At 39.1% G+C, this 15,902-nt stretch carries 24 protein-coding genes; 7 read left to right on the top strand and 17 right to left on the bottom strand.

The annotated features are described in order from the left end of the window. Positions 1 to 30: 30 nt before the first annotated feature. The gene (locus V7L07_RS32720) at positions 31 to 1,626 is read left to right on the top strand and encodes a nickel-dependent hydrogenase large subunit (RefSeq protein WP_335063724.1); all 1,596 of its coding nucleotides are present in this window, start codon (positions 31 to 33) and stop codon (positions 1,624 to 1,626) included. Between the two features lie 46 nt (positions 1,627 to 1,672). Here V7L07_RS32720 and V7L07_RS32715 read toward each other — a convergent pair whose 3' ends face one another. From V7L07_RS32715 to V7L07_RS32705, 3 genes are all read right to left on the bottom strand, one after another. Next, positions 1,673 to 2,281, bottom strand: a complete 609-nt coding sequence (locus tag V7L07_RS32715) for a Uma2 family endonuclease (protein WP_442936104.1) — start codon at positions 2,279 to 2,281, stop codon at positions 1,673 to 1,675. A gap of 137 nt (positions 2,282 to 2,418) precedes the next feature. After that, entirely contained in the window at positions 2,419 to 3,060 is a 642-nt protein-coding gene (locus V7L07_RS32710) for a hypothetical protein (RefSeq protein WP_335063722.1), read from the bottom strand. A 3-nt stretch (positions 3,061 to 3,063) separates the two neighbouring features. After that, the gene (locus tag V7L07_RS32705) at positions 3,064 to 3,273 is read right to left on the bottom strand and encodes a type II toxin-antitoxin system HicB family antitoxin (RefSeq protein ID WP_335063720.1); all 210 of its coding nucleotides are present in this window, start codon (positions 3,271 to 3,273) and stop codon (positions 3,064 to 3,066) included. 140 nt (positions 3,274 to 3,413) lie between these two features. Here V7L07_RS32705 and V7L07_RS32700 point away from each other — a divergent pair, with 140 nt between their 5' ends. Then, entirely contained in the window at positions 3,414 to 3,659 is a 246-nt protein-coding gene (locus V7L07_RS32700) for a type II toxin-antitoxin system Phd/YefM family antitoxin (protein WP_335063718.1), read from the top strand. Further along, a complete protein-coding gene (locus V7L07_RS32695) occupies positions 3,656 to 4,054 on the top strand; it encodes a type II toxin-antitoxin system VapC family toxin (protein WP_335063716.1) in 399 nt (132 codons plus the stop codon). The genes V7L07_RS32700 and V7L07_RS32695 overlap by 4 nt, the downstream gene beginning before the upstream one ends. A 256-nt stretch (positions 4,055 to 4,310) precedes the next feature. Here V7L07_RS32695 and V7L07_RS32690 read toward each other — a convergent pair whose 3' ends face one another. Further along, entirely contained in the window at positions 4,311 to 4,520 is a 210-nt protein-coding gene (locus tag V7L07_RS32690; RefSeq protein WP_335063714.1) for a type II toxin-antitoxin system HicB family antitoxin, read from the bottom strand. Between the two features lie 473 nt (positions 4,521 to 4,993). Here V7L07_RS32690 and V7L07_RS32685 point away from each other — a divergent pair, with 473 nt between their 5' ends. Continuing rightward, positions 4,994 to 5,371, top strand: a complete 378-nt coding sequence (locus V7L07_RS32685; protein WP_335063712.1) for a 2TM domain-containing protein — start codon at positions 4,994 to 4,996, stop codon at positions 5,369 to 5,371. A gap of 154 nt (positions 5,372 to 5,525) precedes the next feature. Then, complete coding sequence (locus V7L07_RS32680) at positions 5,526 to 5,948, top strand: hypothetical protein (protein WP_335063710.1); 423 nt, start codon at positions 5,526 to 5,528, stop codon at positions 5,946 to 5,948. Between the two features lie 206 nt (positions 5,949 to 6,154). On the opposite strand, the gene V7L07_RS32675 is transcribed toward V7L07_RS32680, so the two are convergent. Then, a complete protein-coding gene (locus V7L07_RS32675) occupies positions 6,155 to 6,775 on the bottom strand; it encodes a hypothetical protein (protein WP_335063708.1) in 621 nt (206 codons plus the stop codon). Between the two features lie 117 nt (positions 6,776 to 6,892). Between V7L07_RS32675 and V7L07_RS32670 the strand changes: the two genes are divergently transcribed. Further along, complete coding sequence (locus V7L07_RS32670; protein ID WP_335063706.1) at positions 6,893 to 7,363, top strand: hydrogenase maturation protease; 471 nt, start codon at positions 6,893 to 6,895, stop codon at positions 7,361 to 7,363. A gap of 33 nt (positions 7,364 to 7,396) precedes the next feature. Here V7L07_RS32670 and V7L07_RS32665 read toward each other — a convergent pair whose 3' ends face one another. From V7L07_RS32665 to V7L07_RS32640, 6 genes are all read right to left on the bottom strand, one after another. Further along, complete coding sequence (locus tag V7L07_RS32665) at positions 7,397 to 7,771, bottom strand: hypothetical protein (protein ID WP_335063704.1); 375 nt, start codon at positions 7,769 to 7,771, stop codon at positions 7,397 to 7,399. An 18-nt stretch (positions 7,772 to 7,789) separates the two neighbouring features. Beyond that, on the bottom strand, positions 7,790 to 9,076 hold the full coding sequence (locus tag V7L07_RS32660) for a nitroreductase family protein (protein ID WP_335063702.1): 1,287 nt from the start codon (positions 9,074 to 9,076) through the stop codon (positions 7,790 to 7,792). Next, entirely contained in the window at positions 9,039 to 9,527 is a 489-nt protein-coding gene (locus V7L07_RS32655) for an ankyrin repeat domain-containing protein (RefSeq protein ID WP_335063700.1), read from the bottom strand. Before V7L07_RS32655 ends, V7L07_RS32660 begins: the two co-directional genes overlap by 38 nt. A gap of 25 nt (positions 9,528 to 9,552) precedes the next feature. Continuing rightward, on the bottom strand, positions 9,553 to 9,717 hold the full coding sequence (locus V7L07_RS32650; protein ID WP_335063698.1) for a hypothetical protein: 165 nt from the start codon (positions 9,715 to 9,717) through the stop codon (positions 9,553 to 9,555). Between the two features lie 297 nt (positions 9,718 to 10,014). Next, positions 10,015 to 11,154 carry a homocitrate synthase gene (gene lysS / locus V7L07_RS32645; RefSeq protein WP_335063696.1) on the bottom strand — a complete coding sequence of 380 codons (1,140 nt, stop codon included), beginning with the start codon at positions 11,152 to 11,154 and terminating at the stop codon, positions 10,015 to 10,017. A 35-nt stretch (positions 11,155 to 11,189) separates the two neighbouring features. Next, positions 11,190 to 12,071 carry an AAA family ATPase gene (locus V7L07_RS32640; protein WP_335063694.1) on the bottom strand — a complete coding sequence of 294 codons (882 nt, stop codon included), beginning with the start codon at positions 12,069 to 12,071 and terminating at the stop codon, positions 11,190 to 11,192. A 404-nt stretch (positions 12,072 to 12,475) separates the two neighbouring features. Between V7L07_RS32640 and V7L07_RS32635 the strand changes: the two genes are divergently transcribed. After that, positions 12,476 to 12,685 carry a TOBE domain-containing protein gene (locus V7L07_RS32635; protein WP_335063693.1) on the top strand — a complete coding sequence of 70 codons (210 nt, stop codon included), beginning with the start codon at positions 12,476 to 12,478 and terminating at the stop codon, positions 12,683 to 12,685. 355 nt (positions 12,686 to 13,040) lie between these two features. Here V7L07_RS32635 and V7L07_RS32630 read toward each other — a convergent pair whose 3' ends face one another. From V7L07_RS32630 to V7L07_RS32605, 6 genes are all read right to left on the bottom strand, one after another. Continuing rightward, entirely contained in the window at positions 13,041 to 13,301 is a 261-nt protein-coding gene (locus V7L07_RS32630; RefSeq protein WP_335063691.1) for a FeoA family protein, read from the bottom strand. Positions 13,302 to 13,412: 111 nt separating this feature from the next. After that, positions 13,413 to 13,712: a 2Fe-2S iron-sulfur cluster-binding protein gene (locus V7L07_RS32625; protein ID WP_335063689.1), complete on the bottom strand. Its 300-nt coding sequence runs from the start codon at positions 13,710 to 13,712 to the stop codon at positions 13,413 to 13,415. Positions 13,713 to 13,934: 222 nt separating this feature from the next. Continuing rightward, positions 13,935 to 14,306 carry a HesB/IscA family protein gene (locus tag V7L07_RS32620; protein ID WP_094327427.1) on the bottom strand — a complete coding sequence of 124 codons (372 nt, stop codon included), beginning with the start codon at positions 14,304 to 14,306 and terminating at the stop codon, positions 13,935 to 13,937. A 242-nt stretch (positions 14,307 to 14,548) separates the two neighbouring features. Further along, positions 14,549 to 15,355: a HesA/MoeB/ThiF family protein gene (locus V7L07_RS32615; protein ID WP_335063687.1), complete on the bottom strand. Its 807-nt coding sequence runs from the start codon at positions 15,353 to 15,355 to the stop codon at positions 14,549 to 14,551. Positions 15,356 to 15,365: 10 nt separating this feature from the next. Further along, complete coding sequence (gene nifW, locus V7L07_RS32610; RefSeq protein ID WP_335063685.1) at positions 15,366 to 15,683, bottom strand: nitrogenase-stabilizing/protective protein NifW; 318 nt, start codon at positions 15,681 to 15,683, stop codon at positions 15,366 to 15,368. Continuing rightward, entirely contained in the window at positions 15,680 to 15,895 is a 216-nt protein-coding gene (locus V7L07_RS32605) for a CCE_0567 family metalloprotein (RefSeq protein WP_265270016.1), read from the bottom strand. Before V7L07_RS32605 ends, nifW begins: the two co-directional genes overlap by 4 nt. Positions 15,896 to 15,902: the final 7 nt, after the last annotated feature.

Here is a 15,902-nt window from a genome sequence, read left to right as displayed (position 1 = left end):
AAATGACCAATGACAAAGGACAAATAACAAATGGGAATTCAATCATTAGACATTTCGCCCGTTGGTAGAGTTGAAGGCGATTTAGATGTCCGAGTCGATATTGAGAATGGACGGGTAGTCAACGCCTGGACACACGCCGAACTATTTCGCGGATTTGAAGTTATTCTACGCGGTAAAGATCCCCAAGCCGGATTAATCGTTACGCCTCGCATTTGCGGAATTTGCGGCGGTTCTCACCTAACTTGTGCTTCTTGGGCATTAGATACAGCTTGGGAAACAGAAGTTCCGCGCAATGCAATTTTAGCGAGAAATCTCGGTCAAATTGTCGAAACCATTCAAAGCATCCCCCGCTATTTTTATGGTTTGTTTGCCATCGACTTAACCAATAAAAAATACCGCCATAGTCGTTACTATGAAGAAGCTGTTAGACGCTTTGCCGCCTTCACAGGCAAATCTTATGAATTAGGCATCACAATTTCCGCGAAACCCGTAGAAATTTACGCTTTATTAGGGGGACAATGGCCCCATTCTAGCTACATGGTTCCCGGTGGTGTGATGTGCGCCCCCACTCTTACAGACATTACCCGCGCTTGGGCGCTTCTCGAATATTTCCGCACCAATTGGTTAGAACCAGTGTGGTTGGGTTGTTCTTTAGAACGCTACGAACAAATCCAAACTTATGACGATTTCAGAGATTGGTTAGATGAAGACCGCAATCATCGAGATTCCGACTTAGGTTTTTATTGGCGGATGGGTTTAGATATCGGTCTAGATAGATATGGCGCTGGTGTTGGGAAATATGTCACTTGGGGATATTTAGCCCATGAAGATAAATACCAAAAGCCGACTATTGAAGGGCGAAATGCGGCGATGATCATGAAAAGTGGTGTGTACGACAGCTTCGCAGACACTCACGTTTTAATGGATCAGTCATTTACCCGCGAGAATACAACTCATTCTTGGTACGATGAAGGGACAGAAAATATTCACCCTAGCGATCGCACCACTAAACCCACTGCGAATAATACCAAAGACTTCGATAACGCCTACTCTTGGTCGAGTGCAGTCCTGCACAAAGACTTCGGACGCTTGGAAACTGGCCCCTTAGCGCGGCAATTAGTAGCTGGTGGTAAGCATGGCGAATCTTGGCAACACTACGACCCCTTCATCCTCGATGTCTTCAAACGGATGGGTGGTGCTAGTATTCATGTGCGTCAGTTAGCACGAGTTCACGAAATTGTCAAGTTATATCGCCAAGCTGAACACTGTTTACGCGAATTCAAATTAAACGATCCCTGGTATATCAAACCCACAGAAAAAGATGGCAAAGGCTGGGGTGCAACGGAAGCAGCACGGGGTTCCTTATCTCACTGGGTGGAAATAGAGGGCGGTAAGATTAAAAACTACCAAGTTATTGCCCCAGGTACTTGGAATATTGGACCTCGTGACGGTGAAGGAATCCGCGGCCCCATTGAAGAAGCTTTAATTGGCACACCCATTTACGATTCTAGCGATCCGGTGGAAGTTGGTCATGTGGCGCGATCGTTTGATTCATGTTTGGTGTGTACCGTTCACGCCCATGATGCTAAGACTGGTGAAGAGTTGGCGCGTTTTCGGACTGCTTAATTCTCAAAATATCAGATCATCTACCACAACCTACATTGAGTGCTGCTTAATGGCACTGCAAAACTTGAACAGCAGTCAACTTTAGATCAGCAAATACCAGTGAAGCGATCGCACTATCTCCTAGATACACCTTCTCCTCATAAAAACCCTCTACCCATTCCAGAACTGTCACTCGCTGTTGTATTGGATCAACAATCCAATACTCAGCAATACCCCGTGCGGCATACTCAGATCGCTTATAGCGATAATCACGACTACTCTGATTTGGACTCACCACTTCAACCACTAATAACGGCGGTGGCATCTCTGGCATTACCGTAGATCGTTTAGCCCCTTCCATTGCCGTCGCCAACTCCTCAGAAAACACCACTAAATCAGGAACGCGCACCCGTGAGCCAGTAGTCATAATTTCCGTTTTCATCGACAGCCGATAAGCAGGAATACCCAGTTGCACAAAGCAGACAAGGATAAACATGGCAATTCGTCGATTTATCTCACTCTCAGCCGTCATCAGAAGCAATTCTCCATCTTCAAACTCATAGAGAGCATCTGTACCATCGTCATAATTAAAGAACTCCTCAAGAGTCATATTCCCAGATGCAGCTTTATCTAATGTGATTGCCATAATCACCTTACCTTCTGGTAAAAACATCATTAGCTTACTATTATCACAATATCTCTAGGACTTACGCGCTTAATTTAATTATCAGGTGCGTTAGTCATAGGGTAAGACACCGAAATTTTTGTAGTTTATAGTTTCCTAAGCAGCTATTGTGAGTCTACTTACTCCATTCATACAACATAAGACATAAAATAGACCTGCCGTTGCCAAATAGCTGCATTGAAGTGAAGCAATAAGTAGTATCCACATGAGTATCCACATGCAGAGTAAGCAATGTGAACAAGCCCATAATCACATGATTCACTAAATCCAACCCGTGATAAGGTAAAAATTCCACGAGTTTTTTTAAATTCCTGTGGTTCAAGCTCTGAGACAAAGCGATATCCATTTTCAACTTGAAATCGCTTCTCCAAACGCCACTCACGCGTATTTTTCACTTCATAATCTTCAATCATGCCCTTGCTTCTTAAACACTTATACTTGAATGCACCAGAGAAGCGTGGCCGATCGTTGTGATATTTGTGAAATGGAGCGTCACCCGTGTAGTCATTGAAGACTGTATCGGGGCGATGAAATAAAAATAAATTCGTCTCTTGACAAATAGCAGTATAAATATGGTATTCAGCTTGTGAGATTGCGCCTTCAGTTTCCATACAATTTTGCTGCGATCGCCTTTGGTACTGGAGTTTAGAGTAGATCATACCAATTCTTTCTGATAATTTTTGTGACTCCAAGTTTGGGCGATCGCAGAACCCAAGGTTCTCCAATATTCGTAAAACTTCTAGAGGTTTTAGAACAGGAATATTACTCATGGTCTACTGAGCCACAATCTGTTGTATACCTACAATCTCTGTCTCAAACACTAGATCCTCATCCTCTAGAAGCATCTCAATAACTTCACGTAAATTTTCCTGCAATTCATCCAAGGTTTCGCCTTGAGAATGCGCTCCGGGAAAGCCAGGGACATAGCCAACATAGAACTTAGTATCAGGATCTCTTTCAGCGATCGCAGTAAAAGTTTTCATATCACAATCATTGACAACGCTTACTTACAGCTTACTGGATCGCTCATCTAACTGAGCGTAGGCATAGCCTGTCGTAGATATCGCCCTTGCACCACTATGACAACCAGACTAAACTTAGTTTACAGACTTAGTTTAATCTTATGGAAACTGTAAATATTCATCAAGCTAAAACAAATCTCTCAAAGCTTTTGTCACGCGTAGAACTTGGAGAAGAAATCATTATTTCCAACCGAGGCGTTCCCATCGCCAAGTTGGTTCCGTTTCGCTCCTCATCAAATCGACTCAATAGTTTAGGGCAAGATAAAGGGCGTTTTGTAGTGCCAGATGACTTCAACGCGCCTTTACCAGAGGAAATTTTGGCAGCATTTGAGGGCGGTGAGGAGTGAAACTTTTGCTAGATACGCAGTGCTGGTTATGGTGGTTTACCCAACCAGAGCTTTTGAATGAAGCAGCAATCGCCCATATTGCCGATGAAACGAATGAATTGTGGCTCTCAGTTGCCAGTATTTGGGAAATAGGGATAAAAGTTGCGATCGGCAAGTTACCACTGGCAGATCCCCTAGACAATTATATTTCTAGTCGGATGGGGGTGTTGGCAATGCGCTCGCTAGAAATTACAGCTTCTCATGCTTTACAAGCGGCTGCGTTACCTTTGCATCATCGAGATCCTTTTGACAGAATGTTGATTGCACAGGCTCAGATAGAAGATATGACGCTTGTGAGTGCCGATTCAATGTTCAATCAGTACGACATTTCACTACTTTGGGCAGCCAAATCGTGAGATTTTAACATTTGATTTCTGGTTAAGTGTTAAACCTCATCGCCACTCCAGCATTTCTTCAATCGTCAAACCAATATCACTCGCAATCTGCCGTAACATGGTGAGATGTTACGCCCTTTGTGAAATGGGACTGTTCTCGTCCATCTTCGTGTCGAAACTGTTTGTGTCAGGCTTTCTGACGCACCTCCACAAACCCAAGGTTCTCCAATATTCGTAAAACTTCTAGAGGTTTTAGAACAGGAATATTACTCATGGTCTACTGAGCCACAATCTGTTGTATACCTACAATCTCTGTCTCAAACACTAGATCCTCATCCTCTAGAAGCATTTCAATAACTTGACGTAAATTTTTCTGCAATTCATCCAAGGTTTCACCTTGAGAATGCGCTTCGGGAAAGCCAGGGACATAGCCAACATAGAACTTAGTATCAGGATCTCTTTCAGCGATCGCAGTAAAATTTTTCATATCACAATCATCGACAACGCCCCCTTTACAGCTTACTGGATTGGCCATCTACCTTAGCGATCGCTCAAAAAACAAATTTATAATCTGCATTCCAACTGAGTACTTACGAATTAACAACAATCAAGGGCGGCAAATGACAAATGACGATTTCCGCTAGTTAGGTTTATTTACTTCACTTTACTTACTACTCTCTAGTAAAAAAATGAATCTTGGCTTTTATTTTCCAATTAGATTGGAGGTAAAGCAATCTAGAAGTATTAACAAATACAGCAGCTATAAATCACTTCTGAGAAACTAATAATGGTGTGAATAAAACTAAGTACTGGGTGCAATCTGTAGATGCATTAGCATTCGGGAAGCATCTCTTAGAGAAGCTTCCCGAAGGTATCACTACCTGAATTTATCAATTTTCTTCGATGATAAATTAGTCAAATAAAACGCGAACTTACACACAAAATTATCAGGTAATTAAAATGTCTTACAACTCAGAAGATGTGGAACAAATCTTGCAAATAGCACTCACCGATAAACAAGAAGGTGAATTTTCACGAGAACAGCTTGTAGAAATGGCCTCAGAGTTAGGTATTTCTGCTAATATTTTGGAAAAGACTGAACAAAAGTGGTTATCTCAACAAGAAGAAGAACTTTTGCGAGGTACATCTAATACTTTACGACGCAGAGACTTTCGGACACACTTTATTTCCTTCATAGCAGTGAATTTATTTCTAATCCTGCTAAATTTAATTACTAGTCCTAGTTATTTTTGGTCTATCTTCCCGATATTAGGATGGGGGTTAGGACTGTTTTTTCATTGGTGGAATGTTTATCACACTAAAACAGAGGATAAGTAGATAACTTTTCAAAAATGGCGCACATAAACTTAACTGTCTAGGGATTTAACTATTAATTTGACAGTTGTAGCGTAACACACTAAAACTTTTAGAAACAGTGCGTTAGGCTTGCGTTAATGCATTTGCATAAAACAGCAATTTACACGGTAAGCTTGTGTCTGATTTAGCGCTACATAATTATCTCCCTCGCGTTCCCGATGCAGCATTGCAAGAATACATAGAATGGTGTGTTTTAGAGCAGGCTCAAGCCGCAGAATTTAACTTTACTCCAGATAGAAGTAAGTTAGATAATTTGCCACCAGAAGACTACGTTCCTAAACTTGTCGAGCAGTTCATGAAAGTTAAACCAGACCCAATTAAAGCTGGTTTGGTAGCTGCGATCGCAGGTAAGGAAGCTGACAAACACGCTTTATCCGGTTTAGCGATCGCAGCTGATTTTGTATCTCTTTATGTCAAGTATTTAATTCCTAAAGAGGGAAGTACTAAAGAGCAGGCTGAAGAGATATTAACTCAAGCATCACAACATCAGTATGAGAAACTGACTGAAGTTGCCAAAAAACATGGTGTAGCTTTATAGTTTCCTGCTGATAAATTATTTTTCAGAGGCTTTGTCTGTATTTTTAGTCAGAGCCTCTGTTTTAGTCACTACTGATTTCCTGTATTACAAACTTGAATTACTGTTAATTGTTGAATTGCGAGCATGATGTACAATATCAAGGAGAAGTGCTGTAAAGATGTTACTTTAAAATGAAATAAACACTCTAAAATATTCAGTATTTAGTTTCAGCCACCCTCAATGTTTGGTTTTAACTGAGACGAAAGTTTAACGGTATTTTTAGATTCAATATTGAATGCAAACACATCTACGATGTTATTAATTGAATCCTGACGAATTACTTGCTCTGTATAAGGTGAGAGTGTATCGATTAGTTCTTTTATTGTAGACGTGACTACTCCTCGCTTACAACTCAACAAATGTTCATAAAAAACTGCCCACCGAGCGTAAATAATACCACTGTTAGTATTAGATAGAAACTTCGGTGGCACGGGCTTATTGTTTTCATATATTCTCAAGTAATGCAAGCTGTTTCTGAAGTCTGATGATTTTTTTAGGTCTGAAAAACCATAGTATATCCAAGGAAAAGACCTATTTAGTATGTCATGTTGCCGTTGATCAAGCTTCCAGTAATCTGAACCATTATGATACAGAGCTTTGTATTGTATCCCAAATAATTTTATTGGACTGTCAATGTTGTATAGAAAGTCAGCAGGTAAATATCTCTCAATTCTTTGCTCAATAGGATAAACAAGAATTTGGTGGCCAGCATCAAGGAAAAACTCTTCTATTTGGCGACTTGTCCAGTACTCAACTTGCCGTTCAGTAACATACGTTGCACCTGTCATATTTTAAACTTTTTAAATGAAGTATTTCCTTAGATTATCCCTAGCACAAACCTAAGTTGCTACCGTATTTACCGAGGACAGTGTTTTTGAACTCCCCAAAACAATCGCCATTATCGTATGCTCACTATTATTGGTTGCGGCAATCTCAATCGCAATGACGACGCAGTAGGCGTAATCATCGCCCAGCGCTTACAAAAATATCTAGCTGAAAACCCTCATCCTCATGTGCAAGTTTATGACTGTGGCACCGCAGGGATGGAAGTAATGTTTCAAGCTAGAGGTAGTAAACAATTAGTAATTATTGATGCAAGTTCAACTGGTTCTGAACCGGGTGCTGTGTTTAAAGTTCCAGGAAAAGAACTGGAAGCAATGCCCGAACCTAGTTATAACTTGCACGATTTTCGTTGGGATAATGCTTTAGCCGCCGGACGGAAAATCTTTCAAAATGATTTTCCCGAAGATGTGACAGTTTATTTAATTGAGGCGGCAAATCTTGGTTTGGGACTAGAGTTAAGTCCTGCTATCAAACATTCTGCTGATTTGGTTTTTGAAGAGGTAGCTGCACTTATCAGTCAGAATATTAACTAATCCAAAATCCAAAATCTAAAATCCAAAATCGAATCACGCCCAATCCCGATAAACAGAAAGTTCATCTACTCTCATTTCAAAAGGTACACCTTGACTTTCTGGCGGACAAACACGGATTTTAGCACTGTTAACAATTCCGTAGAGTAATGTCCCCATTGGCACAATTTTTTGTAAAACACGCCAATTAATAACTTGATCGGGACATTCAATTACCAATGTTAGAGCATTGGCATGGGTTGTAACATACCACCGACAATCAGATAGCAGATTTTGAATGGTGCGATCGCACGCTTCATAAAAGTATCTACTAATAGAATCCTCTAGCTGTTGCCGTAGTATAATATCCGCAGATGTAGGTTGCATAGGATGTGAGTCATCACCATTAAAGTAATACATATTTCTAGCCATCTCTCTTTAGCTTCCTGCTTATATTCCAATCACCATTCCATAAAGTACATCTTTATTTGTTTCTAATAATTCTTGGGTTTCGTCATCATAATACGTACCAATTCCACTACACTGAATTCCCAAATAATTACTAGTTAAATAAAGTCTTTGTCCGAGAAAACCAGCTATTTGCATAGCAGTTTGATAATTTAAATAATCTGACACAAAAAATAAAGTTACAGCGCCATCTTTAGCAATAGCCTGATTAATACATAAGTAACCTGTCTTTTCACTAAAATTACCCGTCTTAACCAGATGTGTACCTCTATATAACCCAGGTGTCATTTCCTCTACTCGATGCACCACTGAGTAAATTTCTATTTCCTCATAGTTTTCTGTCGGTATTGATTGTTGAAGTTGTTGCACTACATATAAATAATCTTCTTGAGAAATAGCCTCTTTCCGGAAACGTCTAATAGAACGTCTATCCCAAACAGTTTGATAAAATTTATCCCGATCGAAATCAAATTGAGGATACTCTAATTTCTGCTGACGACTCTTTTGTTGAGTAGTTGCTTGATAAGCATCTTCAATAAATTGATTGGATTCAAAATAATTAGTACCACAGACAAAAGGAACTTTCAGCCTTAAATGTCTGATTTTCTTGTCTTGTACTTCTCCTGACACCGCACAACCAGTAATAAACTCCTTATTCTCAAAACCCAAATCTGAATTGAGCGCAAGTTTATCAAAGTCAAAAACTAGTTGTATATTTTTTTTATGGAGATAAGCTGAAGCGGCAACTGCACCTAAATGGTGTCCGCTATCTAATAAGCAATATCTCATGCTTCTATTTTGATATTTCCAGCTAGACCTATAATAAACACAACTAATTAAAAAGATGAATCCGTTGATACATTTACCCGGTATAATATAACTCTCTAACCCATCATCAATTAATTCATAGATGAGAGTTAGACAATTATTCTCAACTTCTAGATGGTATATACCATCTACTATTCCCTCAATACCGCGAATCTGTACGTAAACTTCTGTAGGATACAGAGCGCCTGCTGATGGATTCACCCGCAGTTTATAAGGGCCATCTTTATATACTTTTTCTAGTGTTATCGCACTGCTTAATGAGATAAAAGAGTGAACAGGATTGTTGAGATTTAATTTTACTCTCCGATAAAACTTGGGATAAACTTTAAATGCAGATGGCTGTGTTGAAGCATCTACATAATTTGGGTCAAGTTGTACCGATAAGTAAGAATGCTTGGTAGCGTCATGATAAGCTTTGCCCGATATCTGACTTGATGGCATTTTTAATTATCCTTAAGACTTCTATGTTGCTAGCAAAATCTATTGCTTTATAATCGTCTAAGTTTTTTAAATATAAGTTAGGATGATGTTGTAAAAGTAACTTGACAACTTCTGTCTTTCCGGCTGATGCTGCGTACATTAAAACAGTTGCACCGTTATCATTTTGGTTGTCAATGTTAATGTTGTGAGCCAACAGTAAATTAATTAAATCGTAGTGATTACCAAAACAAGCAAACCACAAAGCATTGTTGCGATCGCTATTTCGAGCATTGATATCCACACTAGCATCAATTAGTTCTTTGACGACTGTATAAACTCCTTCTCTTGTAGCCTTCATCAAAGCTGTATCCCCATTTTCACCTGGCTGATTTAAATCCTTAAGATTATAGCCTTTTGCTATTAGCCATTGGGTTGTTGTTTCACTCAAATTTTGACTATTGGTTCGATTCATAACTACTCCTTAGTTAAATTTATTACTAATATAAATTTGCTTGGCAAATAGAATGGTGAGCAATGCTCACCATTTTTGCAAAAATCTTATCTAAATCTCGTCTACCTTGAGAACCGTAGTTTTGTAGGTTGGGTGCAGCCATAGCGTAACCCAACATAAAATTTGGTGGTAATGTTGGGTTGCGTTTCACTCCACCCAACCTACATAAATATATCTTTTAAAAAACTCTAGGTTTCAACATAGATGAGGTTTAAATTCTTTTAACTTACATATATGCTATCAACTTTATAAGTTTAAATTATGAATCATTTATAAAGAACAGCAAACATTCTTCTTAAAAAAGCTTGAAAAATAATGGAAAAGCAGTAATTTTTACAGTTTTCTTTCGTAAGATAGATTAATAGCAGATATAGGTGGATTTAGATCCCCGACTTCTTCAAGAAGTCGGGGATCTGCACGTGAATAGTAAGTGCGTATATTTTACAATTTACTGGCAATGATAAGAATATAAAATATTGTCTACATCTTCTATAGTAAGATTTTGTTTATCAGCTAAAGTTTTCAATTTATGGGTAATATCTTTAAGCTGAGATAAATTAAAGGAAAGTCCTAATTCATTAGCTCGGTGATTAACTGCCTGTTTTCCAGCCAATTTATGATTGATTAAAATTGAGCGCGTTACACCAAAACTCCGGGGATTAATAGCTTCATAAGTCTCAGAATTATTGAGCATAGCTTTAGTATGAATGCCAGCTTTATGACTAAAAGCACTCTCACCAAAAACACAGTGATTAAAAGGAATAGAAATTCCTACTTTTCTCGCAACTAATTCATGCAAGTAGCCAAGTTCATCCAAGCGATATTTAGATTTAATCTGCTCTGGATTTGTAGCATATAATCTAGCAATAAATCCAGCTAGTGAGGTAATACCATTGCGCTCACCAATTCCCAGAACACAAGTGTCAATATGAGTTGCTCCTGCTTCTAGTGCTGTATAACTGTTAGCAGTCGCACATTCTGTATCATTATGACCGTGAAACTCAATATCTAAATTAGTGAACTGGCGCAAAGTCTTCACTAATTCAAATACCTGCATTGGCGTAATAATTCCTACTGTATCGGCAATTCCTATGCGTTTGACAACTCCTAACTTTTCAATCTCAGAGTAAATTGTAATTAAATCTTCTATGGAAGTGCGTGACGAATCCTCAGCAGAAAAACGTAACTCAATATCGGGGGCTTGCTGATGAATAAAAGTTAAAACTTCAGATGCTAAATCAATAATTTGATTAATATTTTTACCATGACTGAACTGACGCATCAAAGAAGAACTACCAATAGTTAAATTAATCCCGGCTACGCCTGTCGCTAAAGCGACTTTAGCATCTTCTAAGTGACAGCGAATGTGAGTTAAGATTTTGGATGGCAAGCCTAACCGAGCCAATCTCTCACAGTCTTGTCGAGATTGAGGTGAAGCGATTGGTGACGTTAACTCTATATATTCCACTCCAAATGCAGCGAGGGCCTCAGCAATTTCGACTTTATCATCTGAAGAAAAATTGGCTTTGACGAATTGTTCACCTTCACGGAGAGTACTTTCTACAATTGCAAATTCAGATAGAGACATTGAGCAATCCTTGTGCTAATTCTTACTAAGGATATTTACTTATTACTTTTTATATTAACAGATTTGTATAATCGAGAAATAATTACTTTGGCTGATTCTTGGGGACTAGTTATAGTATCAATTATAAGGGAGCGATCGCTTGTATTCATCGCTTCTAAAATCTGTTTTGTCGGAACCGAATCATAGGTCTGGCTCTCTTCGACAAATATTTTTAGTTTATCCCGCAATTCTACATCTGTAACAACTTGTTTGCTTACAAGTTCTAATATTTCTTGTTCTTCTTGAGGAGTAAAATAAGCAGAAGCCTCTGGTACGCCAAAACTAGCAAAATTCGTCAGTGTTTTTGGTAGAATTTGCCTACTATTTTCTAGCTCTTTATTATCAATCCGATCAAAAGGATCGTGACGCTTGAGAAGCCTTTCTAAACGTACCGTATTTGGTGCGGTCAACATTACAAATTTAGCATTTTCTAAAGCCGTAGCTGCATAGTTAACCTCATTTTCACCACGCAAACTATCAAAAACTAACAGAGAGTTAACTTGTTGTGGATTGATATGTAGCGAAGCTAGAATACGACCCATTCCACCAGGAAAGTGTTCTCGATAAAGGCGAGCATAAGTTAGGCGTTTAATCCGACAATGGGGTTGCACAAGTTCATCTTCCATTTTTAACATCGGCGCAATTATTAAGCGTTCAGTTAAAGCGCGACGATTCGGTAAAAGTGTAAAATCTAAACCCTCTTCTGCCAACGCTTTTGTGATTGTACTTTTCCCTACGCCAGTCATACCCACTATAATTAATAAAGGAAAAGTTGTTATTGGCAACCAGTCTTTAGGAATAGGAAATCCTACACCTACACCTGGACTTAAGTATTCAAAAAATAGATTTTGCCTTGTTGTATTAACTCGATATTGCACAATATAAAATTAACCTCTTTTTTCATTTCAGCCTCATAAAATAAATCAGGAGTCAGAATTCTCCTTATAAACTGCTTCTCGGTTTACTCTAATCTTGGGCGAACTATTTTTTAGTTAGTATAAATATAAAATATTATCCAAACCTCAGTATTTATACACAAAAAATGTCCATATTAAATTGATGATAATATCCATAGGCATTAGTTTTTTTTTTGAAAATTGTTTTATCCTGAGTTTTGCAGCAAATGACTATATCTTTTTGTAATGTTTATCAAGCAGAGGTATCGCTCTTAGATAAATGAGAATTATTTCAAATTTATTAAGATATCTTAAAACACACACTTTCTATATTAAATTTTGCTACTTTACTAAAGTATAAATAGTTAAATCGGAAAATAAAAAATATGGAAATTAGCGCTCGTAATTCTCTAAAAGGAACTGTAAAAAAGGTTACACATGGCTCAGTCAATACTGAGGTAACTTTAGAAATAGCACCAGGAATAGAGCTAGTATCAATCATTACAAAATCATCAGCAGAAAAGCTAGGACTTGTAGAAGGTAAGCACGCTCATGCTGTGATTAAATCATCAGATGTGATACTTGCTGTTGATTGAAAAATAGGCAGGTTGTCTGATCATATTTGATTTGTAATAATTAAAGGCTATATAGGACTCATATTTGATTTTTGAACAAAACTTAGTACACCTTTATTCCTTCTTCCCAGTCCCCATTACCCCTTATCCCCAGAGGGGGCCCCACCTTCCCCAGTCCCTTACCTCTATGAGTGATTCAGAAATCAAATCGGATTGCTATAGATCCCCGACTTATTAAATAAGTCGGGGATCTTCTTTTTCATTACAGCACTTCCGGCAGCTATGAGGTACATCCTCAAGTCTGAAAGCTTTGATAGGAGAGGGCAAGGAGAAAAACTGTATTGCATAATAGCCGGAAGCGCTGTAAGTAATGAGGTTAATTAATTGAATTATCAATAATCCGAACATAAATGGTGCGAATACTTTCTATATCTAGTGTCATATCTGTGTTTCCAATTTCGATAATGAAAGAGGGTAACTTTTGTTTTAAAGTAATAGTAGCTCCTGGTGTTATTGCCATTAGCATAAGTTGTTTCAAGATTGTTTCATCCTGATTTTTAGAGAAAGTTACAATTCCTCGCTCTCCCTTTCTCAATAATTCTAATGAACAGCCAGTCACGCTAAAGTGGGTAAACATTTGAATTATAAATTAGGAATTATGAAGGGAAGGAGGAAGTATATTCTCATCCTTCATCCTTCATCCTTCATTTTTTATTTGGTCGCTAAAGACAGAAACCAAAGTAATAGTTTAAACCAGATACGCTTCTTGATGAGTCTTAATTGTGCAATTAGAACGGGGATAAGTTACACAAAGTAGAGCGTATCCTTTAGAAACCTGATCGTCATCTAAAAAGTTTTGATCGTCTTGATTAACTTCACCTTCGACAACTTTGCCAACACAGCTAGAGCAAGAGCCTGCATGACATGAAAAGGGCAACTCAATACCATTTTCTTCTGCTGCATCCAATATTGTCGTTTCTTCGTCAACTTCAATTGTGGTGTCGATGTCTTCTTTTTTGTTGATTAATCTAACTTGGTAGGTAGCCATTTTTCGATTCTCCTCAAACGTTATACAGTTGGTCTAATTTCCGAATTTTTGAGCAATCTATCCTACTTTTTGCTTTCCTTTTTGTTACGGAGAAGCTACGCTTTAGTTAGTTTCTCTACAAGGTTAAGGATGCAATGAGAACGTCTCTACGAGACGCTCCGCGAACGCTTACCGCATCTATAGAAAGCCTCTACAACCAGACTTGGCGCTAACGGAATGATATTAGCTGCAAGGTACACCAGTAGGCGTACCGTCGTCTGTTTTAAAGGACTTTCCACAACCGCAAGTATCAGTTGCATTGGGGTTGATGAACTTAAACCCGCTTTCCATCACTCCCTCAACGAAGTCAACGATAACTCCGTCTAATAAGGGCGCACTTTTGGCATCAACGTAAACCAGCACTTTGCCTTGCTGACTTACTAAATCATCTGGTTGGGGTTTGCTAGTGATATCAATTGCATATTCATAGCCACTGCAACCACCATCTTTTACCGAGATGCGGACACCTTTAGTTGCGCCATTAGCGTCGGGTGCGGAACCTTTAAGGAATGCCCGCAGATGAAATTCTGCTTTTTCTGATAAGATAACGGCCATCAGTTCTCCTGATTTGTAGCGATTAGTTGTTCTGATTTCAGGTGTGGGTTGTCATTTGTCAGTTGTCCTTTGTTATTTAACGCAATGTGCAACTTATCCTTAGAACCCCACTTCCATTCCTCTCCCCAAAAGGTCGAGAGGCTTTGATTCTTGCTCCCCAACGCTAGTAGGGAAGGGGTTGGGGGTTAGGTCTGAGAGAAAATCGCACACGGCGTTATTTACTAATGACCAATGACCAATGACTAATGACTATTTTGTGTAATACCTGTGGGTTCCATCGAATTAGATTGCGCGTGTCTCCAAGGCGCACTATTACCGCATACTGGACAAGAGCGATCGCGGTGAGAACGGCGTTTAGCAAATTCCATCCGATTCAAGTCCATTGTCAGCAATTGCGACAATAGAGGCTGACTAAACCCGGTGATCAGCTTGATAGCTTCCAGTGCTGTTAGACAAGCTAATGTCCCAGAAACAGCGCCTATAACTGAAAAGCCGCGCTGATCCCACTCAGGCTTTTCTGGAAACAGACAAGACAAGCAAGGAGTCACACCAGGAATAATCGTTGTCAGGTAAGCCTCCATCCCATTCATTGCGGCTTCCACCATTGGCTTACGCGATCGCACACAGGCTTCATTTAACAAATTGCGCTCTGTAAAATTGTGGGCGCAATCAAGAGCCATATCGGCGGACTGCACTAATGAATCTACATTTTCCGGGGTGATGTAATCATGAACAGCTTCCACTTGGACATCAGGATTAATCGCATCCAGAGTTTCTTTAGCTTTGAATACCCTTGGCTTACCTACCCAATCATCAGTCATAAGAACCTGACGATTCATATCATCTAGCCGCAAGTCACCACCCCGGACTAGGATTAGCCGCCCAACACCTGCTACTGCTAAGTAAAGTGCCGCCGTACCGCCTAATCCCCCCACACCTGTCACGAGAACCGTCGCTGACTTCAGGCGCTTCTGTGCTGTTTCGCCAAAATTCGGAAGCATCATTTGGCGACGATAGCGTTCTAATTCGGTAGGCGTCAGGTTAACCAATTTATACCTCCTAATCAGAAGTGATTTCTGTCAGTGTGACTACATTTTTCGGCTTGTCGTTAAACACTTTGAACAGCTTTTGTTCATAAGCTGTCGATTCGGTAAATAACTGATAAGCTTTTTGCAAAGCCAAAGAATATTGATTTAATTTTTCTTCTTGAGTCAAGTCAGGAGAATTATCATCAATTTCCTGTATGTGTTGAGAAAACTTTTTCAGAATATGTAGACGATGCACATTCACAACTTCTAAGTCGTAGGACATATTAAAGAAGTGAAAAAATTCTTCTGCATCTACGAGCTTCTTGAATTCATCAATAGTTCCAGTCATTTAGCATTCTCCAATTGTTTTAGATGTTGCTTAAGTTCATCTAACTGGCGATAGATTTCATAAGTTGCGGCTGCAACATCCATAAGTTGTTTATAATCTGTTGGCAGACCTTCAGCTAAATCATGCAGATCCATTTTCATCTGACCAGCTTTGCTGTTGAGGCGTCTGATTTGTCCTTGTAGTTCCTCAATACTTGTTTCTTCTGCTTGCACAATCAGC

The sequence above is a fragment of the Nostoc sp. genome (assembly GCF_036916985.1).
Lineage (GTDB): Bacteria > Cyanobacteriota > Cyanobacteriia > Cyanobacteriales > Nostocaceae > Nostoc.
This window is presented reverse-complemented; position numbering and strand designations above follow the sequence as displayed.